This window comes from Staphylococcus schleiferi (assembly GCF_025558325.1).
Lineage (GTDB): Bacteria > Bacillota > Bacilli > Staphylococcales > Staphylococcaceae > Staphylococcus > Staphylococcus schleiferi.
This window is the reverse complement of the sequence record NZ_CP094712.1, coordinates 891,180-911,734: the sequence shown is the minus strand read 5'-3', so window position 1 is coordinate 911,734 and position 20,555 is coordinate 891,180. Positions and strand designations below refer to the sequence as shown.

Sequence of the window (20,555 nt, the reverse complement as noted above, 5' to 3'; positions counted from 1 at the left end):
GTTAACATAAAAGCACATGCGAGAATATGACAATCATCATTTTTGCCATTCTCAGCATGTGCTTTTTCGTTATCTTTTTGTGCTTTTATTCGCTATTAGAGGTCGGTTTCGTCTAAAAATTTAACACAAACACCTTCCTCTGCAACTTGTTGATCATCTTTTAATGTCAACAATCCCGTGTCTCGATTTCTTTCAAATACGACAATTTTAGAGTCTTCTTCTTGATGTGCCACAACGAGATATGCATCGTCAGGAGTAATATTGAAATCTCTTGGAAATACACCGCCACTTGAGACAATATCAACCAATTCTAGTTTGCTACCCTCAGCTAATACTTTGAAAATTGCAAGACTATCATGCCCGCGGTTACTAATATATAAGTAACGTTGGTCATGTGAAAGATGTACTGCAGCTAATTTAGTCGGATGTAAGAAATCTTCAGGAATCGTTAAATGACGTTCCAATTCAGTGAATCGACCGTCTTCATATTGCATTACAACAACCGTATTTGAAAGTTCATTAACCACATAGGCGTAACGTCCTGTTTGATGATAAGCAATATGTCTAGGGCCATCACCAGGTTCTAATTGTGTGCGATATGCAACTTCCATACCTTCAGAACCATATTGATATGTCACTAACAAATCCGAACCTAAATCAACAGCTACCGCATATTGATGATCAGGTGTGACATCTAAATAATGCACATGGGATTTTTCTTGACGCTCTATGTTCGGCCCATGCGGATAATCATGGCTGATTTCTCTAATTAAGCGTTTAACAGTGTGGTTTTCAGCATCTAATTCATAAATACGTGCGACACCATCTCCATAAACCGCTTCAAAAGCATATTTTCCATCTGGTGATACCGCTACATAACAGCCAGAGCCTTTAAAAGATTCCAAACAAGTACTCTTTTTTTCTAAGCTTCCATCTTTATTAATCTTGAAAGAAGCGAGGCCAGCGTTTTGATCGTCTTTCGTAATGGCGAGTAACATATCTTGATACTGTGTCAAATAGGTCGAGGCATTTAATTCATATCCTGTTTCAACTTTCTCAACAATACCTTGTTGATCATCTAACTCAAATCGAAAAATACCTTTTCCATTTTTCTTAGTATAAGAACCAATATATCCTTTTGTCATGTTGTACCCCTCTCAAATTTCTTAATGCTATTTTATCAAATTTTAACACGCTGTCCCATTACGAAGGTATAATGCGCAACTCACCGTCTTCAGCTGTCCACACTTTCCCCATTGATGTGATGCCTTTCATACCTTCAAAATATTTAAACCCCAATGTTTGAACTAAATGATTTGAACATAAATTACTCATGCAATATGTACGACGAGGATCAAATAGAGGATTTCGATATAATCTTTTTAACAATCGACAAAAACTGAGCGGTTTCGAAAAGACAAACCATATATCTGGCTCATTTTCAACAAAAGCACGCTCAAATTTTTTCATACTTTTACAATCTTCTTTCCACTCGACAACTCTGATTACAAACTCTGAACATCCCGTATGCATCAAGACCTGTTCTAATAAGTCTTTAAATTGGTAAGCATTTTCTCTTAATTGTCTATCATCACTGACACCAATTGTAATATTGCTTGTCTCATAGTGTGTCTGGAAAACGGCCTGAATCATATCAAGAAAGCGTTGTTCTTGATAGCGCTCATTTAATAATTGTTGATTTAACAATGCTAATTGAAAGTTTGTCGATTCATTAAGTTGATATGAAATTAATGCATTACGTGTTTGATACAAACTGATCACCTTTATAATAAAAATTTTCAAAGCCTTTATTCATTCAGTGTTCTAATTGTCTGTATAAAAAAGAGGTAGGACCGAAATCTAAAATTTGATTTTGATTTCAAAGTCGCTACCTCCCGTAAATGTTAATCCGGCAAATCAAAAATCACATTGGAGCAACGTATAAAGACGAGCTCAAAATAACTAAATGTGATCTTTTTCAACGCGCATTAAAATTGAATTGTTCAGTTGTTATGCTTTAGTTAACATTAGACTCAATGTCAGATACAATCTCTTTTGTTTTATTTTCGATATCTTCAAAGTCCTTTTTGAAAACATATGCGAGTACAGCTGCACCCACACCGAAGACAACAGTCACTGTAGCTGTGAAAATAAAGATAAACTTAAATAAGCCCTTAATAAAGTTCCACATAAATATTTCACCTCATCATCATTTATTTAATATCATCATAACATAAAATATTACAATCATTAACTACATACCCTATTCTTGACTGTATTAATCAGAAATCAATTTAATTTTTATAAGCAATATGTTACATTAAGATTAACTTAATTGTGAAAGAGGTTTGTTAAATGCCATACATATCATTAATGAGTTCGTGGAAAAGCAATGATATCGAGAGTATAGAAAATATGGTAGATGATCGCGTATTAGCATACTATATTAATGAGCTAGGTGAGGCACAATCATTATCAAAGTCAACGCTCATTCACATGTTACGAAAACGCATGCAGCAAGTGATGGAGAAAAATGACCTCCAATGGAACTTTGAAATTATCCATCGTGCCCATGTGCGAGGCAGTCAATTAATTATTTTTTACGTTTATTCGTTAGAAAATCCTGACTACAAGCGCACTTCTAAAACAATGGTTACAATGACTTTTGGAGGGGCTTCAGGTGAACAACATCGTATTAAAACAGTCTATATCACACCAAATGTAATAGATGTCAATCAATAAATGAGGAATGTCGCGTAATAGCACCACATATTTCAAACATAACTATTTATGATATTAAACACAAACTCGGACGATACATAACCTTTCGTCCGAGTTTTATATCATCCATTTATAGTTAGTCCTCAATGCAATCATCACCGTGTATAATTTTTGTAAAACCAATGTTTAACCTTAATATAGTAATTCCACATAAAACTCCCCCCTTATCCCTATTCACATACGACTTAATATGATGTTAAATTTATTATAGTAGCGCCATGAAGTGAATACCATTAAAGAATGATTACAACCATTTAACAAATTATGTTAGCGAGATTTCAGAGAGGACGATTTTTATGCAAAATGTCACATCGGATATTTTAAGCTTTAGAGGAAACCATTACGATTACGGTGTAATGACAGGGCAGTGGCTTCAAACGACAGCGTTATTAAAAAATAGAAATAAAGAATGGAAGAAACGAGTGCCTCGCTTCGATATAGATATCGAAGAAACTTATCACATTTATCAACAATATGCACCTCGGATTTGGGAAGAAATAATGGGAATTCAAGATGTATTAAAAATTCCAACACGACAAGCGATTTTAAATTTCGCACACTACCGCTTCACAACACTGCCAGATAGTGGGTGTTCGGTTTACATTGGACAAGATTATTTAGTGAGAAATTACGATTATCACCCTGCAACATACGATGCTAGGTATCAGTTGTTTGAACCGCATGATGACGGTTATGCTCAAATTGGTCCTATGTCTCGAGTGACAGGTCGCATGGACGGAATGAACGAATGTGGTTTAGTTATGGCTTACAATTTTATGCATCGTAAAAAGCCAGCGAATGGATTTGTTTGTTATATGGTTGGCCGTCTTGTCTTAGAAAATTGCAAAAATGTAGAAGAAGCCGTGGCCTTTTTAAAAGAAATTCCTCACCGGAGTTCATTTAGTTATATCGTTAAGGATGCAACTGGCGCACATGCCATCGTTGAAGTTTCTCCGAGAAGTATAGAGGTTCGTTATGATCAAACTTGCACCAATCACTTTAAATTGTTGACGCATGAAAATCGCAACTATACAAAAGAATCTAAAGAACGATTAGGTCGCCTTGAAAATCAAATTTCACAAGCACATGAAGACCGCTTTGAAGTCTTTAAGCGGTTCAATCAACCCCAATACGAAATATATAGTAAATTATTTAAAAGCTGGAGTGGGACTATTCATACTTCTATGTATGACCCCCATCAATTACACGCTTGGATTGCATTAGGTGAAAGTCGAGATCCGATTAAAATTGATTTTGGCGCTTGGTTAAAAGGCCATGATCTAACGGCAAATCAAATTGAAGGTCGCATTGATACAGAAATTCAATTTGCGACAGAATAAATAAAACACGCCATAAATAGATGACACAGTTGTCATCCATTTATGGCGCTTAATCGATTTCATTCATTAATCTACCGTAATGTCCCCATGATTTGTGTAAAGTTCAACTTTATGCTCTCCTTTACCATTTTTACCATGCTTTAAATGTTGATTTTTAATATGTGCATGACCATGTTCTGGATTTAACGATAGCATGACATTATGAGGCGTTTTTCGATAATTTAAATCGATATTCCCTTTTTGCGTAGAGCCTTTAAAATCACATTCTGTTTCCATATCATTCATGACGATATTTCCTTGCTTAATTTTAAAAATACTTCTATGAAGTGCGGATCGGTTAGCATTAATCTGACCATTTTCAACACTGATTTCACTTTGACTCAAGTGACTATCATGAATGTTCACTAACGATTCATGACCAATGATTTTAGTATGTGAAAATTGACTATGATTAATCGTCACTTCACCTGAGCGTTCGTTCCAAAACTTCGCATTCTGGCTATCAATCCCATCAGCTTGTATTTTAGCGAAACCAGTTGAAACATTCAGCTCTTTCAATTGTGCTGATGGAACAGTAATCACAATGTAATTATCTTCTCTATTGAAAGGATTTAAATTAGGTTCCTTTCCTCTAGAATGTTTAATTTCTGCGATATTTAACGTTTTGTTCTGCTTCGAAACGCTCAAATCTTCTTTACCTTTATATGTGACATGAAACTGTTTGCCTTCAACAATTTTGACATCAGCTGATGCCATATTCACGATAAGTTGATTAATTTCATTTTTAGCATATGTTTTTTCTACTTTTTCAATGGATTGTTGCTTTTTTTCAAATCCAAACCATACGATGGTGCCTAATATAAAAGAGACTAAAAAACAACTCAAACCAAATATAAATAATTTTTTCATGGCTACGATGTTCCTTTTTTAATAAAATTGACATTCCATTTCAAATATCTTATGAGTAAGTTTCGAATTGCAATGATGAATTTTATAATCATGACCAGGAACATAGCACCCAGTCCTAAATAAGCAAAGCTAAAAAGATAATTGCTTAATGAAAAGCTGTATAACCCTGACCATATGTTCATAATGAGTAAGAGTAACGGGGATAGCAACATTCCTAATGCAATAAAAGTGCCTAACAATGTAATAATCATTACAAAAAACAAAGGTACCAGAATGAAAAATAAAGTGATGACACTCATCCCTATTGTCGCAAAAACAGCATGCGCAATGTGTGCTACATCAGGTTTATTTTCCGCATTTTTAACAGCATATTTAGCATATTGCTGCTTTGCAATTTGCTTAGGTGTATCTAAAGTTTTAACAATGGCGTGGTCAGTTTTCCCTTTACGTCCTTCTTGATAAAAATAATTCTCGTACGTATTCATCACTTCATCAATTTTATCATCGGGTAAACGATGTAGTTGATATTCTAATTCATTTAAAAATGTGATTTTATCCATCGTCTTCCCCCTTTTAACTCTAATATTAAAAATTATAAGGACTCATACTTTAAAATTAAATAGTTTGATTAAATTTGTATTGTAAATGTCATATTCTTAATTTGTCGTAATCTTTTTAATTTTCATCAAATTATTATACTGTTATAATGTAAGTCAAGGGAGGGGTTATTATGGCACATTTAAAAACATATTACGCACAATCTAAACCTTTCGATCAGTATATTCAAGACATGTCTCAAAATCAGTCCGAACTCCAATCGATTTATCATCAATTTGAATTACCTTCAAACGATAGTCGCATTGAGCAACTTAAAGAAAAAGGTTATCGTTATGTTCTTGTCATTACAGAAGATTGGTGCGGTGACGCTATGATGAATAATGCAATTCTAAAGCATATCGCTGAGGGTGCAGATTTAGAAGTGCGCGCTTTTTATCGAGATGAGAATACAGATCTCATCGACCAATATTTAACCAATGGTAAATCACGTTCAATACCCATTTACATTTTTATGAATGAGAATTTTGAACAAAAAGCGGTATGGGGCCCGCGTGCACACACAGTTCAAAAATTTGTAGAACAAGTCCGTTCGGAATATTTACCTGATAAAAATGATCCAAGTTTTGATGATAAACAAAAAGAAGTCCATCAAACGATTCATAATCGTTATGCGACAGATCCTTCGTTTTGGAATGAAGTCTATGAATCTATCTTATCTCGACTTATTTAAATATAATCACTCACATGTTCGGACATGATGATGGATTTAATGCACTGAAGGTTTCAAAAAACTAACGCCTCGAATCGAGTATACGTTTAACCAAACCGTTCTCAATTCGAGGCATCGTTGTTAAATAATCTTAATATTATCTTTCATTTTTAATTGATTCTACCTTTTTTAATTGTTATTCCGCTTATAACCCTTTTTGGATAACCTCACTTTTATTAGATGATAACACTCATGAGATAAACAAATCCTAAGCCGCTCACAGAAATAATGGTTTCGACAAGTGACCATGTTAAAAATGTTTCTTTTACAGTCAGTCCAAAATATTCTTTAAACATCCAAAATCCTGCGTCATTCACATGTGAACAAAAGATACTGCCTGCTCCTATTGCTAACACAACTAATGCTAAATTCACGTCTGTCGTTTGCAATAAGGGTAAGATGATTCCTGTTGTCGAAATTGCCGCAACTGTCGCTGAACCAAGTGCCAGTCTCAGTAGTGCCGCCACTAACCAAGCGAGTAAAATGGGTGATATGCGAACATCCGTAAAAATATGCTCAACGGCACCACCTACACCACCATCAATTAAAATTTGCTTGAACGCACCACCAGCGCCAATGATAAGCAGCATCATGCCAATTGGATAAATCGCTTCTGTCAACGTATTCATGACCTGTTTAGTCGACTTACCACGCAAAATTCCCATACTAAAGATTGCAAATATCACTGCTATTAACATGGCGGTACCTGCATTCCCTACAAAATATATGATTCTTTCTAGGTGGTTTTTCGGTCCTGACTCATGACCTGTCACTAATTGCCAAATGGTAGCAAATAACATTAAAAGAACCGGTAACAGCGCTGTAAATGTACTCAATGCAAAATTGGGCAATTTTTCATCTTCAAAGGACTTGGTTGCACCGAGTGATGATATATCTCCTTCTCTTTCAAAAGCACTTCGCGACAAATAAGGTGCAATCTTTACGAATAGTGGTCCAGCAATCAAAGTGACTGGTATTGCAATGATAAAGCCATAAAGGAGCACTTTCCCAATAGGTGCATTTAACTCTTTAGCAATAACAACTGGCCCTGGATGCGGAGGCAAAAAGCCATGTGTAACAGAAAGTGCTGTAACCATGGGTAAGCCCATTTTTAATTGAGATACATTCATTCGTTTAGCAATGGTAAAAACTAACGGAATTAATAAAACGAGTCCGACTTCAAAAAATAAAGCAATTCCAATCATAAAAGATGCAATCACCATCGCCCATTGCACATATTTTTTACCTAACTTTGCAATGAGGGTGTCGGCGATTTGTGTCGCCCCACCACCGTCCGCTAATAATTTACCTAACATTGCGCCTAAACCAAATATTAAAGCAATATGACCTAAAGTTCCGCCTATGCCCGCTTCAATAGTTGTTACAATTTTATTGTATGGCATTCCTAGTAAAATACCCGTCAACATGGCTGTAATAATAAGCGCAATAAAAGTATTTAATTGGAATTGCATAATGAGTAATAATAAAACGATGATACCGATGAAGACGCTGATTAGTGGCCAAAATTCATGTAACATTGTGTTCCCTCCCTATTTATCTTTTAACTGATTTTGAAATTGAGATAAAGTTTGATAAGCATAATTCAAATCACGACTAATCTGTATAAAAGCAGATGCTAATTCTTGATAGAGATTGACATTCTTATCATGAGGGACATGTTGGTGGGTAGCGCCCATCCATGTTTCAACGATAGAATAATCTTCAATATGATTGAGCGCTTTTAAACCTAAAACACAAGCGCCGAGACATGAACTCTCATAACTTTTAGGAATTTCTACTGTACAATCAAAAATATCAGCCATCATTTGTCTCCATAAATGACTTTTTGAAAATCCACCTGTCGCCTTAATTTTTTGAGGGACTTCCTCCATGACTTCAACTAAAGCTAAAAATACTGTGTAAAGATTAAACAAGACACCTTCCATTACAGCGCGTATCATATGCTCTTTTTTATGTGACAACGTTAGACCAATAAAAGAGCCTCGCGCATTAGAATCCCACAACGGCGCGCGTTCACCTGTCAGATAAGGATGAAAAAGTAAACCATTTGAACCGGGCGGCACAGTTTGTGCAATACGGGACATGACATCGTATGTATCAATTCCGAGTCGCTTTGCTGTTTCAATTTCACTGGCAAGCAACTCGTCTCTTAACCATTTCAACACAACACCACCATTATTAACGGGTCCTCCAATAACATAATGATGTTCATCAAGGACATAGCAAAATATACGTCCCTTTTCATCTATAACTGGATGGTCAACTACCGTTCGTATTGCACCCGATGTCCCAATCGTGATGGCGACTTCTCCTTTTTCTATACTATTGACACCTAAATTAGAAAGAACGCCATCGCTCGCCCCAACAACAATCGGTGTTTGAATTGAAAGACCAAGTTGTTGGACAGTAAAATTATTTTCTATAGTTAATACTTTGGTAGTTTCTACCAATCGTGGTAGTTGGGAAGCTGAGATATTTAGTAAATCTAAAACGGATGCGTCCCAATCTCTATTTTTCAAATGATAGAGCCCTGTGGCTGAAGCAATAGATTCATCCATCACCCATTCTCCAGTTAATCTGAATAATACATATGACTTAATATCTACAAAGTAACGTGCTTGATTAAAAAGATCTAGAGACTCATTTTTTAACCACCACAGTTTAGAAAGTGGTGACATCGCATGAAGTGGCGTGCCTGTACGTTTATAAATCTCATGGCCCTCATAATGCTTACGCAAGTCTTCAGTAGCAAAACGAGCACGATTGTCTGCCCATGTCATACTGTTTGTTAAAGGTTGGTTATTTTCATCAATAAGTAAAAGACTGTGCATTTGTGCGCTGAATGAAATAAATGCAACGTCTTCACTCGAAACTTCACTTTCAATTAAAACGGACTGTATCGTTTCAATCACTGCTTTAAAAATCACTTCCGGATCTTGTTCAGAAATATCTACTTCAGGTGTCAGTAATGGGTATTCAATTTGTTTTTTTAATTGTATACGTCCATTCGTACGATATAAGACCGCTTTTGTGCTCGTCGTACCAATATCTACACCCATCATAAAATCTTTCATATTTTCATGCTCCTTTCTCTCACTACTGTGCCCAAAAAGCACCGATATCATCATTTAAATCTTTAAAATTCAGCTCAAATGCTTGATACATCTTTTTTCTATCTTGTGCTTCAATGGCTTTTACAAAGAGTTCATGGTTCGTAATAATTCGCTTAAAATCGATGACATTTGTGTCCATTCTGCGCTGCATACTGATATAAATCATACAAAGCATTGTCGGCTTCATTTGTTTCCATAAGTGTGTTAAATAATGATGTTCACATGCCCGTACCATAGTTTCATGGAAGTTTAAATCATTTTCCGTAAAGCTTATCGCATCTTCAAACTTCAAGCTTACTTTCATCATTTCAAGCGCTTGATACATCGCTCGCACAATTGTATCCAAATCATCACGTTGAACGACCTTTGTAAAAGCAAATGATTCAATCATTAACCGTATATCCGTCAATTCCTGTCGTTGCTGCTCTGTAAAAGGCACAATTTCTGCTCCCATACGTTCTAAGCGAATCAAGCGCTCTTGTTTTAAAATTTTAAATGCATCTCTAACAGGTGAACGACTCACATGAAATTCAGCAGCCACTTGATTTTCAGTTAAAATCTGTTCTGCTGAGCGATCCCCGTTAATAATATCAAGGCGTATTTGTGCCGCGATTGCTTCGCCTTTTGATACTTCTGTTAACCATTTTTTTGGAAATTCCATTCGATCACCTCAACTTGTATACAAGTATTCTAGTCTAAATCCTCCTTTTTGTAAACGCTTTCTATGTAAAACTAAAAAATAAGATTGAAATCTAAAACATGCTTAGATCTCAATCTCATTTACAATTTATATCGCTTTCTATTTTAAATAGATGATTTTAGATATCTTTCTTACTAATTAAAAGAAAATTAGCAATAAATAATACGACGATGGATGCCGCATTGATAAACCATTGCCAGTTTGAAAAAGTTAACCCACTGTCTAAAGATTTTTCACTTAAATAGCTAAACGGAATGTATTTCAACGATTTTTGAATATCATCCCCGATGACAGGAATCAACGGAATAAATGGTTTCATGACTGGTAATATAAGCAACAGTAAAATACCTAATGTATAGACTAGTGCTGGTTTTTGAACAATTAAATTAATTAAAAATAACAGTAAACCATACACAAAGAAAAGAATTAAATAAAAGACAAGCAACTTCCATATATTCTGATTATTAAGTTCTTCGCCTTTGGTTGTCCATTGAATTAAATATGTCACGATTAAAACAACAGCAGTTGTAATTATTGAAATAAGCGCGATTGAACAACATTTTGCAATAAAATAACCAACGCGATTTCGATAGTGATTCAAAAAGAGTTGAATTGTGCCTTGACCACTATCACGTGTAATCGTTTTGATTACAAATAGTAAACCAATTAACGAAAAGAACCATTTCCCCACACTAAAAAGTGTATTCGCATTGACAGGTTTATCGTGCGTAACAAGGATTGCCATTGTAGTAATCAGCGGTGCGACACCCAAAATAATCGCTAAATATGTAAGTGGACTCTTCAATATGCTAATCATATCGAATTTAACTAATTGCAATATTCTCATTGTTCGTCACCTCGTTGATTAATATTAAAGTATGTGTCACGCAATGAAATTTTTCTTGTTTCAATATACGTTGGAAATATTTGTTTTTGTGCTAAACCTTCTAAAAACGCTTGATAATTACTTTGCGCATTCAAAATAATTTCTCCTGAATCTTTGTGTGATTGTGCTACTTTAAAATGATCTGTTAAATAGTAAAGGGCTTCTTCAAAGTCTTTTGAATCAACTTTGACAATCGTTTGATTTGCAGATTGACCATTTGACATATCGACATCTTGAACAAAGTGACCATCTCTTAAGAAAACAGCACGATCACAAATTAATTCTATATCTTCTAATTTATGACTAGATATTAAAATCTTCATATCTAATTGTTTTACAAGTTGTTGAATTGTTTTTAAAACATCGATGGAACCGTCTGGGTCCATCCCATTTGTTGGCTCATCCAATATTAAATATTTCGGTTTATTCATTAAAGAAACTGCAATTGCTAATTTTTGTTTCATCCCCATTGAATACTTTTTCACTTTTTTCTTAATATAAGATTCCATGCCAAAAGCTTTAACAATTTCATCTGTATATTGTTTATCAAAGCCTTTCCCTAACACTTGAGCGAAAAGTTTTAAGTTATACAATCCTGTCTTATTATCATAAAGTTTAGGATGTTCAATTAAATAACCAATACGCTCATCACTTGAGGTTTTGACTTCACCCGAATAATTAATAATATTACCGTTCATAATTTTCATAAGTGTCGTTTTACCTACACCGTTTTTTCCTATAAGACCAACAATATGACTATCATTAAAAGTAAAATCAATTTGATCGATGACAGTATTGTTGTTATAACGCTTTGTAATCTGCTTTAACTCCATTCACATGCCCTCCTACCATCTCTAAAAGCTTTTAGTTAAAATAATAAACGTCTCTTTCAACAATAACATTTATAATGAATAAGACAAAATGATAAATTAAATCGTAATATCATTTAGATTCTATTATATATTATTTCTTTGATTTCGCTCAAAAAAATTCTCTGCTCATTTAAAATGAAAACAATATCTTTTCAATTTAAATTACTTTTATTTAACATACCCAAATTATGACAATAATAGCAAAGTTGACAAATAAACTGAAAGAATAATTAATTCTTCTTATATATAATATCAACAAAATATTAAAGTCTTCCCCTATATTGTGACATATTTTTTCTACTGATAGATAGGATTCGAGCTCATTTTTACATCATTTTTACAATGAACCTCATTTATTTGATTGTTATTACTTTTGTGTTAAGGCTAAATTTAAAAGATTAACTTTTTTGATACCATATGATTAAGTCATTTTAATAAGACTTAAAATCAATTATTGACAGTGTTAATGATTGGTAATTGGAAAGCAAATAGCAGAAAGGTAAAGTAGCGTCTTAGTGCTGAATGACACAAGTAGGAGGGTCAAAATGACTATCAAGTGCTATAGTATTTGACTTCACAGTCATTTTTGACAACATTAGATTGCATTGATGCTAAATGCAACAAGCTATTATGAGAATTTGAATGGATTATTTTAAAAATGGCCTTACTTTTGTTGCTTTTTACGATCATTATTCCGACTAATAAAAGCACAAATCATAAATAAAATCGTTGCAACGAATAATTTAATCGCTGCACCTTCTTGATTTATAAATTGTAAAATAATACCTAAAATAAAAATGATGAGTGCAATCACTACAAATATTTTAGTTAGATGTTTCAATCATTTCACCTCTTTTTATTCATTGATTTCACTTTAGAAAAAGCCAATTTATTTGTCAATCGTTTATTTGACTTATAGTTAAGTTTGTAACTACTTTTAATTCATCATTATATTGTTTGCTTCAAAATATCACACATGCTAATATAAAGTTGTATCCACACATGATTAAGAACCCCAAACTTGTTGCCGCAAGCTTGGGGCTTTTTAAATACTTTACTTTTTGGTTTTTGAGGTAGTTTCGTCATCCTCATCGTCTGAATGGTGATCATATTGTCGCCATTTAGACTCAAACCAACATCTAAAAATAATTAAAATACCACAAGTGATTAATGACATTAAAAACTCTGTCCACTGCATGATTAAGAACACCTCCTACTTTGCGAAGCCATTTTTATTTTTAGCACCAAAAATGTAGGGAAAGGTGGCTAAATTTATTTTAACACAAAATAGCGAACGTGTGTTCTGTTTTGGTATTTAATTTTTTTAAACCCACACTAACTGTAACTTTAAATTTATAACTTTTCACTGTATGATAGACATATATATTATGAATTTTAAGAAAGAGGTCGAAATGAGATGAACCCTTTAGCGCTGCAATTGAATGAACAATTAACAGAGAATCAACCTATTATTTTAGATATGCTTTCTGATTTAGGGAAAAACATGTATTATCCAAAAGGCATTTTAACGCAATCTGCTGAAGCAAAATCTACGCAGTATAATGCAACGATTGGAATGGCAACAAATTCTAAGGGGAAATTATACACTGAGTCACTCTACAGTATGTTTAATGAGCTTAATACAGACGAAGTTTTTTCATATGCGCCTCCCCAAGGTTTAGGTGAGTTACGTGAGCTTTGGCAACAAAAAATGTTGAAAGAAAATCCTGATCTTTCTGCTGATGCGATAAGTTTACCGATAGTCACTAACGCACTTACACACGGGCTTTCTTTGGTTGGCGACCTTTTTGTAAATCCCGGAGATACGGTTTTACTTCCAACGCATAACTGGGGGAACTACAAACTTGTTTTTGGTGTGCGTCATCAAGCAGAAATCAATACTTACCCTATTTTTGATGAACAGGGTCACTTCACAACAACTGAACTTGTGAATACACTTAATCAAATTAATCAAGACAAAGTCATCATGGTACTCAACTACCCTAACAATCCAACAGGTTATACCCCTACTGAGAGTGAAGTTAAAGCCATTGTTAAAGCCATTGATGACTTAGGACGTCGTGGCGTGAATGTTGTGACAATAGTTGATGATGCATATTATGGCTTATTTTATGAAGATGTGTATACACAATCTATCTTCACAGCATTGACACAACTCAACAATTCTCGTGTATTACCCGTTCGTTTAGACGGCGCGACGAAAGAATTTTTCGCATGGGGATTCCGTGTAGGTTTCCTTACATTCGGTCTTTCTAATGACACAACAAAAGAAGTGTTAGAAGCTAAAATGAAAGGATTAATCCGTAGCAATATTTCTAGCGGTGCTTCACCAACGCAAGCGGCAGTACAACACGCACTAAAAAACAAAGCTAATTTTGATCAAGAAATTCAAGAAAATATCGATACACTTAAAGAACGTTACGAAGTGACTAAGGAAATCGTTTATCAAGATGCTTTTAAATCACTATGGCAACCTTACGACTTTAACTCCGGCTATTTCATGGCACTTAAAGTAAATGGTGTTGACCCAGAACAATTAAGATTACACCTCATCGAACATTATTCAATTGGTATCATTGCTTTAAATGACACAGATATTCGTGTCGCCTTTAGTTGTATCGAAAAAGATGATTTATCACATGTTTTCAACTCAATAGCAGAAGCAATTAAAGCGTTACAATAATCAACTATAGACAGGGACATCTCTTACAATGTTTCCTGTCTTTTTTATCAAATTTGGGGGTTGCAATGGAAATCAATGTCAAACAACCTAAACAATTTTTAACAAAAGCAAGTGGATTCCTAAAGGATTATACGCATACGCTCAATCCATATATGGGCTGCCAATATGCGTGTTCGTATTGTTATGTGAGGAAGTCGCCAATCTCGTTATTTTCTGGTAAAAATTGGGGTGATTGGGTGACAGTTAAAAATAACGTTAACCATCAATTTCAAAATGAGTTACAACGTGCTAAAAGAAAAGGACCCGTGACGATTTTTATGTCCTCTTCAACAGATCCTTACCAGCCGCTTGAAAAGAAATACGAAATTACAAGAATACTACTCACATCAATGGCCAGTCATCCACCTGACTTTTTATTTATTCAAACACGTAGCCCACTCATCCAACGTGATATCGACATTTTAAAAACCTATCCCGGTCGATTTATTGTAAGTATGACCATTGAGACAGACCGAGAAGATATGGTGCGTTATTTCACACCACAAGCACCTAGCATTCAATCAAGATTCAATGCGCTCAAAAAATTACGTCAGGCAGGTATCCCAACGCAAGTCGCTGTGGCACCTCTTTTACCTTGTACGACAAACTTTCCTGAAATCTTAGCGCATTATACAGATTATGTCACAATAGATGATTACTTTATGGGCGATGGGTCAAATGGTCGTAGAACTGAATCATTAGGTATGCGTCATATGTATCAAGCATTACATTTAGAAGATTGGTATCAACCTGACGCCTATCAATATGTATTGAAATTGATGCAATCTCGCTTTTCTAAAACACATATTTCAGTTAGTGTTGATGGTTTTAAACCGACTGAATTCTAATTACTGAACGGAGATGAAACAACTTGTCATATTATTATCAACATCTACACACACCACTTGGCGTCATGACCGCAATTGTTAACGCTCATGATAAATTAGTTGGTTTAGCTTTTAATGACTCGAAAGACTACCAAACGTTATTGAACAAATTAAATGGGCAGCATAAGTTGATACACCGCTCTCAACATGATTTAATTGATCAACTTGCTCACGAATTAGAAAGTTATTTTCACGGACACTGTCAATCATTTAAAACGCCAATATCATTTGAAATCGGCACCCCTTTCCAACAAAAAGTTTGGCGTACCTTACAACAACTCCCTTATGGAAATAAAGTAAGTTACGGGGACATTGCTCAAATGATGAGACATCCTAAAAGTACCCGTGCCGTGGCTTCAGCAATTGGTCTTAATCCTGTATCTATTATCATCCCGTGTCACAGGGTCATTAGAAAGGATGGCCAGTTGGGTGGCTTCAACAGTGGATTAAACAGAAAAATACGTTTATTAACATTGGAGGGTCATTTGAATGAATAAAAGACAATTTGAAATATTAGCAGCACTTATTGCAGCACCTACTGTCAGCCCACCCGCAAGAAATACAAAACCCCTTCAACAAAAGATTGCAGAATGGCTTAAATCGATAGGATTCGACACAACACAAATCCCTTTTTACGACAATGATGAAATTATTGTTGCCACATTAAAAGGCAAAAATGAACAGGCCCCAAAACTCATATTGAATGGACATGTAGATGTTGCAGAAGTTGAAAGCGAAACATTTTGGCATACAAATCCATTTGAACTTGTTGAAAAAGAGGGTTATTTGTATGGAAGAGGTGTCGCCGATATGAAAGGTGGTATGTCTGCGTTATTTTATAACCTTGAACGCCTTTATCAAGATGGCGTTCAGCCTGAAGGAGATATCATAGTTCAATCAGTTGTCGGTGAAGAAGTAGGCGAAGCAGGAACTAAAATTGCGTGTGAGCATTCACCGAAAGCTGATTTAGCACTCGTCCTAGATACAAGCGAATCTATCGCAATGGGACAAGGTGGCGTGATTACCGGATGGATTACGATACAAAGTGATGTCACAATCCATGATGGTGCTCGGAGTCATATTATACATGCTGGCGGTGGTCGTCATGGCGCCAGTGCCATTGAAAAAATGGTGAAAATCATTCAAGCGTTACAAGAACTTGAGCGTCATTGGGCTGTGACGAAATCTTATCCCGGTATGCCAAGTGGTGCCAATACGATTAATCCAGCAGTCATTGAAGGTGGACGTCATCCCGCATTTATTGCGGATCAATGTAAACTTTGGATTACTGTGCATTTTCTACCTCACGAAAATTATGATGATATTATTAATGAAGTTGAAACCTATTTAAATAAAGTTGCAGAAAGTGATTTATGGCTGCAACACCACCCACTTCAGTTTGAATGGGGTGGCAATTCAATGATAGAAGATAAAGGAGAAATATTCCCTAGCTTTACCCTTCCCGTTAACCATCCGGGCTACCATTTACTGGAACTGGCACATGAAAAAATTCATCAAGCCCCGCTTCAATCAACGATGAGTACCACTGTTACAGATGGCGGTTGGACAGCAGATTTTGGCATCCCAACCATTTTATATGGACCCGGAGAATTAAATGAAGCACATGGAACAAACGAAAAAATTGAAATCAAATCACTTGAAGATTATACAGAAGTGCTTTATCACTTTTTGAAAAGCTGGTATAAAAATCCAGTCAAAGCAACTAGCGAACAATAGCATGCTAAACATTAAAATAGCGTATGATATGAACAACACGCTCATATCATACGCTTTATAATTATTATACTTCCTTAAATCATTTATCTTATCCTTAATTGTCCAATTTTCATTTTTGTCTTTCTAAATCGTTTATATTTCAATCTAAAACACTATTTTTCTGGAACAATCCAATAACCATCTTTATTCTCTTTTGCTAGCACTTTTTTAAATTCTTTAGAATGATAAGCTTTTTCAATGTCTTTCACCCATTGCTGATCTTTATTTTTTTCGTTCACAACAACTTGTAAATATAAATCATTAATCAAATCTTCTTTTAATAATCCTTTTGAAGCATCTAAATGAGAAGCGTAAACAATTGAACCAGGAATAACGCCATAGTCGACATCATCTAAAACTCTTGGAATACTTGCAGAATTCATCTCCTTAATATTGAGATGTTTAGGATTTTTTATAATATCTTTTTTAGTAATAGTAATATCGTTCTTTTTAGCATCTATTTCAATCCATCCCGCTTTTTCTAATAAACGAAATGCACGCGAAGCATTTGAAGGGTCTTGCGGAATCGCAATTGTGTCCCCTTCTTTTATTTCTTCTAAAGAAGTATGTCGTTTCGAAAAGATTTGAGTTGGAACAGTTGGTATTTTGGTGATATTCGTTAAATTTGCATCTCTTTCTTGATTAAAAGTATCCATATAGGCCTTATGTTGATCCACGTTCACGTCAACACTACCTTCCTGCAGAGCAACGTCTGCTTGCAGTAACTCCGTAAAATCTTTGTTTTTAACCGTATAACCTTTCTTTTCTAATTCAGGCTTTATTCCTTTTAAAAAGAGTTCACTGTACGGTCCAGGTGATGTGGCAACTGTAATTTCCTTTTTATCTTTCTCTTCATGACCGCAAGCAACTAAAATCAAAGACAAAAGCAAAGTCAGTAATAGAAATAAATTTTTTCTCATTGCACTTACCCCTCATTCCATTCTTTTGGTGTAATAAAGCCTTTATATTTATTTTGCTTTTCATACCAAGTTTTAAATTCATCTGAGTAATATGCTTTTTTAAGTGCTTTTGCCCACGCCTTATTTTGATCTTTTTTATTAATGGTCAGTACAACTTTGTGCTGTTCTGGCGTTTTTTCCACAATCAAACCATCTGCGATAACCTTATGCGCATCTGCAATATAGTTTCCATTGACGATACCATAATCTACATCATCTAAGGAACGTAAAACTTGTGCAGAATGAATCTCTTTAAACTTTAAATGATAACGATCGGGTTTTACACTTTTAACATTGAAATTGACCGTTCCCGCATCTTTATCAATTTTCACCCATTTTAGCTTTTCCAAAATTCTAAATGCGCGTTCTTGGTTCACTGGATCATTAGGTACGGCTATCGTTTGACCATCTTTAACGTCATCTAGAGAATGATGTTTCGTCGACCAAATCGATTGTGGTGCAGTCGGTACGTGATTGTTCACAATCATTTCTCCATTTAACTTTTTGTTCATACTATTCATATAAGCCCGACTTTGATGAACCGTAGCATCAATTTCTTCATCAACCAAAGCTGGATCAACTTGATCATTTTGAGAAAAAGTTTTAATTTTTACATCGTAACCTTCTTTTTGAAGAATAGGTAAGATTCCTTTTCTAAATTGCTCTTCATAAGTCCCCACACCAAACCCAATAGTAAATTTTTTATCACTGTTACTATCTGAGTCAGACTTACCACAGCCAGCCACAGATATAACGATAAATCCTATAATCAAAACATATAAAAATCGCTTCAAATGACTCCACCCCTTTAATTCTTATTATTCTTATCGGTTTTATAAATATAATAGCATTTTAAACCTTAAAGTCAATATGTTTTTAATTCAGTTTAAATGATAATTTGAATCAAATTAAATGGTAGAGCATGCAGTGTTAAGGGTTATATTCTTCATCATTGAGTAACATAAATCATTTAGAATCTAAACGTTTTTATAGACAAAGTACTTCAAAAATGATTATAAAAATACGTTTACTTTTATGATCTATTTGTTTCTAGTGATTACTTAGTCATAATATTTATTAAAGGCCATTTCTTTGTTTAAGATGCATAAATGTTAAAAATAAAATAAAACCATTTAGTAAGAGGTGTGTGTAATGAAAACCACGATTTACTTCATAAGCACTTTCAACAGCAATAGTTTAAATACATAAAAAAGGCGTCACCAAAAGCTAACAAAACTCTTGGAAAACGCCTTTATTAATAGAATTTTTAGTGCGAAAATAAATTGCAAATTACGGAAGAATGGAGTAAAAAGATGGCTGTCAGTAAAACACCTATAAGGATACTAGCAAAACAATTTTGTTTTTAAATTTCTATATATAGTTTAAATTACAGTCTGCTCTCTGTTTAGTATGTTTTAACTTTATAAGCATTATTTTAAAAATTCTTCTAACTCACTAGCAATATGATGACCTTGCTGTAAAGCAGCATTAGCAATATCTTCTCGCAAATCAGGATTCATCGTATTAAACCCGTATTTTTTTAATATTTCTACAACCGAATTATTTGGTTTTACTACAAAAACTTATTTACTTTTAGACTTCATTTTATCTATTAGTTTATCTAGTTCATATGGCACGGTATAGGTAGATTCGTTGAAAAGATGATAACTTTATCAACATCATCAATCACATCTGGATGTTCCATGGAATATGATGTTATTGTCGTACTCACTTGCGAACCAGCAGAAGTACCCACTACATAATCAGAGTCCTCTAAAAATATCTTTTTATCATCTAAACCCTTAAGGACACCTAAATGAAAAGCTATACCATAATGACCTCCGCAACCTAAAATTAAAGCTTGTTTTTTGTCATTATAAGACTCGCTTTTTTGAAATAATTGGTTCTTTAAAGTTTAAATCTAACAAAGCGGAAATACAAATAAAGTTAAATTATACTTCACTTTCCGTGCCACAAGTTCGAGCTTTTATGACGCACAGTCTTTTTAATTTAGTTTCTATGCTAAATGAGACTGGTGATTTAACTGCCAGTTCTATTTGACATAAAACCTAAAAAAGACGCTTCCCAATAGTTCAATCGTCTTTGGAAAACGTCTCAAAATAATTATTTTAAATGTCCGTTTAGTTCATCTGAGTTGAAGGGCATTTTTATTTTTTTGGATTTTTATGTCATTATTATGTCATATAGAGTTTACAAACGCCGTCAAATCAATATTCATAA

Annotated in this window: 22 protein-coding genes; 7 read left to right on the top strand and 15 right to left on the bottom strand. The window is 34.4% G+C overall.

Annotated features, from left to right (window positions below; genetic code table 11):
• Positions 1-95: 95 nt before the first annotated feature.
• The 3 genes from pglS to MUA40_RS04105 all read right to left on the bottom strand — a co-directional run bounded on the left by pglS (position 96) and on the right by MUA40_RS04105 (position 2,191).
• Positions 96-1,145, bottom strand: a complete 1,050-nt coding sequence (gene pglS / locus MUA40_RS04115) for a 6-phosphogluconolactonase (RefSeq protein WP_016425547.1) — start codon at positions 1,143-1,145, stop codon at positions 96-98.
• Positions 1,146-1,203: 58 nt separating this feature from the next.
• Positions 1,204-1,773, bottom strand: a complete 570-nt coding sequence (locus tag MUA40_RS04110; protein ID WP_167732710.1) for a hypothetical protein — start codon at positions 1,771-1,773, stop codon at positions 1,204-1,206.
• Between the two features lie 244 nt (positions 1,774-2,017).
• Positions 2,018-2,191, bottom strand: coding sequence for a hypothetical protein (locus MUA40_RS04105; RefSeq protein WP_016425549.1), 174 nt, complete (start codon positions 2,189-2,191; stop codon positions 2,018-2,020).
• A 164-nt stretch (positions 2,192-2,355) separates the two neighbouring features.
• Between MUA40_RS04105 and MUA40_RS04100 the strand changes: the two genes are divergently transcribed.
• Both MUA40_RS04100 and MUA40_RS04095 read left to right on the top strand, forming a co-directional pair.
• A complete protein-coding gene (locus tag MUA40_RS04100; protein WP_016425550.1) occupies positions 2,356-2,742 on the top strand; it encodes a hypothetical protein in 387 nt (128 codons plus the stop codon).
• Positions 2,743-3,077: 335 nt separating this feature from the next.
• On the top strand, positions 3,078-4,121 hold the full coding sequence (locus tag MUA40_RS04095; RefSeq protein ID WP_155976481.1) for a C45 family autoproteolytic acyltransferase/hydrolase: 1,044 nt from the start codon (positions 3,078-3,080) through the stop codon (positions 4,119-4,121).
• Between the two features lie 66 nt (positions 4,122-4,187).
• On the opposite strand, the gene MUA40_RS04090 is transcribed toward MUA40_RS04095, so the two are convergent.
• On the bottom strand, positions 4,188-5,030 hold the full coding sequence (locus MUA40_RS04090; RefSeq protein WP_167732711.1) for a DUF4097 family beta strand repeat-containing protein: 843 nt from the start codon (positions 5,028-5,030) through the stop codon (positions 4,188-4,190).
• Positions 5,031-5,032: 2 nt separating this feature from the next.
• On the bottom strand, positions 5,033-5,590 hold the full coding sequence (locus MUA40_RS04085) for an HAAS signaling domain-containing protein (RefSeq protein WP_016425553.1): 558 nt from the start codon (positions 5,588-5,590) through the stop codon (positions 5,033-5,035).
• Positions 5,591-5,760: 170 nt separating this feature from the next.
• On the opposite strand from MUA40_RS04085, the gene MUA40_RS04080 reads away from it, so the two are divergent.
• Positions 5,761-6,318: a thioredoxin family protein gene (locus tag MUA40_RS04080; RefSeq protein WP_016425554.1), complete on the top strand. Its 558-nt coding sequence runs from the start codon at positions 5,761-5,763 to the stop codon at positions 6,316-6,318.
• 215 nt (positions 6,319-6,533) lie between these two features.
• Here MUA40_RS04080 and MUA40_RS04075 read toward each other — a convergent pair whose 3' ends face one another.
• The 7 genes from MUA40_RS04075 to MUA40_RS12120 form a co-directional block, all read right to left on the bottom strand.
• Positions 6,534-7,895 carry a gluconate:H+ symporter gene (locus MUA40_RS04075; protein ID WP_167732712.1) on the bottom strand — a complete coding sequence of 454 codons (1,362 nt, stop codon included), beginning with the start codon at positions 7,893-7,895 and terminating at the stop codon, positions 6,534-6,536.
• 12 nt (positions 7,896-7,907) lie between these two features.
• Entirely contained in the window at positions 7,908-9,452 is a 1,545-nt protein-coding gene (gntK, locus tag MUA40_RS04070) for a gluconokinase (protein ID WP_167732713.1), read from the bottom strand.
• A gap of 22 nt (positions 9,453-9,474) precedes the next feature.
• Positions 9,475-10,152, bottom strand: coding sequence for a GntR family transcriptional regulator (locus MUA40_RS04065; protein ID WP_016425557.1), 678 nt, complete (start codon positions 10,150-10,152; stop codon positions 9,475-9,477).
• A gap of 157 nt (positions 10,153-10,309) precedes the next feature.
• On the bottom strand, positions 10,310-11,038 hold the full coding sequence (gene pmtD, locus MUA40_RS04060; protein ID WP_016425558.1) for a phenol-soluble modulin export ABC transporter permease subunit PmtD: 729 nt from the start codon (positions 11,036-11,038) through the stop codon (positions 10,310-10,312).
• Positions 11,035-11,910: a phenol-soluble modulin export ABC transporter ATP-binding protein PmtC gene (gene pmtC, locus MUA40_RS04055; RefSeq protein WP_016425559.1), complete on the bottom strand. Its 876-nt coding sequence runs from the start codon at positions 11,908-11,910 to the stop codon at positions 11,035-11,037. Before pmtC ends, pmtD begins: the two co-directional genes overlap by 4 nt.
• 703 nt (positions 11,911-12,613) lie before the next feature.
• Positions 12,614-12,790, bottom strand: coding sequence for an SE1626 family protein (locus tag MUA40_RS04050; protein ID WP_016425560.1), 177 nt, complete (start codon positions 12,788-12,790; stop codon positions 12,614-12,616).
• A gap of 213 nt (positions 12,791-13,003) precedes the next feature.
• On the bottom strand, positions 13,004-13,147 hold the full coding sequence (locus MUA40_RS12120; RefSeq protein WP_194373700.1) for a Trp-rich small protein: 144 nt from the start codon (positions 13,145-13,147) through the stop codon (positions 13,004-13,006).
• 219 nt (positions 13,148-13,366) lie between these two features.
• Here MUA40_RS12120 and MUA40_RS04045 point away from each other — a divergent pair, with 219 nt between their 5' ends.
• The 4 genes from MUA40_RS04045 (at position 13,367) to MUA40_RS04030 (ending at position 17,316) form a co-directional block, all read left to right on the top strand.
• Positions 13,367-14,653 (top strand): aminotransferase class I/II-fold pyridoxal phosphate-dependent enzyme, encoded by a 1,287-nt coding sequence (locus MUA40_RS04045; protein ID WP_016425562.1) that lies wholly within the window; start codon positions 13,367-13,369, stop codon positions 14,651-14,653.
• 65 nt (positions 14,654-14,718) lie between these two features.
• Positions 14,719-15,540, top strand: a complete 822-nt coding sequence (locus tag MUA40_RS04040; RefSeq protein WP_016425563.1) for an SPL family radical SAM protein — start codon at positions 14,719-14,721, stop codon at positions 15,538-15,540.
• A 23-nt stretch (positions 15,541-15,563) separates the two neighbouring features.
• A complete protein-coding gene (locus MUA40_RS04035) occupies positions 15,564-16,076 on the top strand; it encodes a methylated-DNA--[protein]-cysteine S-methyltransferase (RefSeq protein WP_016425564.1) in 513 nt (170 codons plus the stop codon).
• Complete coding sequence (locus MUA40_RS04030) at positions 16,069-17,316, top strand: acetylornithine deacetylase (RefSeq protein ID WP_167732714.1); 1,248 nt, start codon at positions 16,069-16,071, stop codon at positions 17,314-17,316. The genes MUA40_RS04035 and MUA40_RS04030 overlap by 8 nt, the downstream gene beginning before the upstream one ends.
• A gap of 152 nt (positions 17,317-17,468) precedes the next feature.
• Here MUA40_RS04030 and MUA40_RS04025 read toward each other — a convergent pair whose 3' ends face one another.
• From MUA40_RS04025 to MUA40_RS04015, 3 genes are all read right to left on the bottom strand, one after another.
• Positions 17,469-18,275: a MetQ/NlpA family ABC transporter substrate-binding protein gene (locus MUA40_RS04025; protein ID WP_016425566.1), complete on the bottom strand. Its 807-nt coding sequence runs from the start codon at positions 18,273-18,275 to the stop codon at positions 17,469-17,471.
• A gap of 5 nt (positions 18,276-18,280) precedes the next feature.
• Positions 18,281-19,108, bottom strand: a complete 828-nt coding sequence (locus tag MUA40_RS04020; RefSeq protein ID WP_016425567.1) for a MetQ/NlpA family ABC transporter substrate-binding protein — start codon at positions 19,106-19,108, stop codon at positions 18,281-18,283.
• An 827-nt stretch (positions 19,109-19,935) separates the two neighbouring features.
• Positions 19,936-20,142: a hypothetical protein gene (locus MUA40_RS04015; protein WP_262570075.1), complete on the bottom strand. Its 207-nt coding sequence runs from the start codon at positions 20,140-20,142 to the stop codon at positions 19,936-19,938.
• Positions 20,143-20,555: the final 413 nt, after the last annotated feature.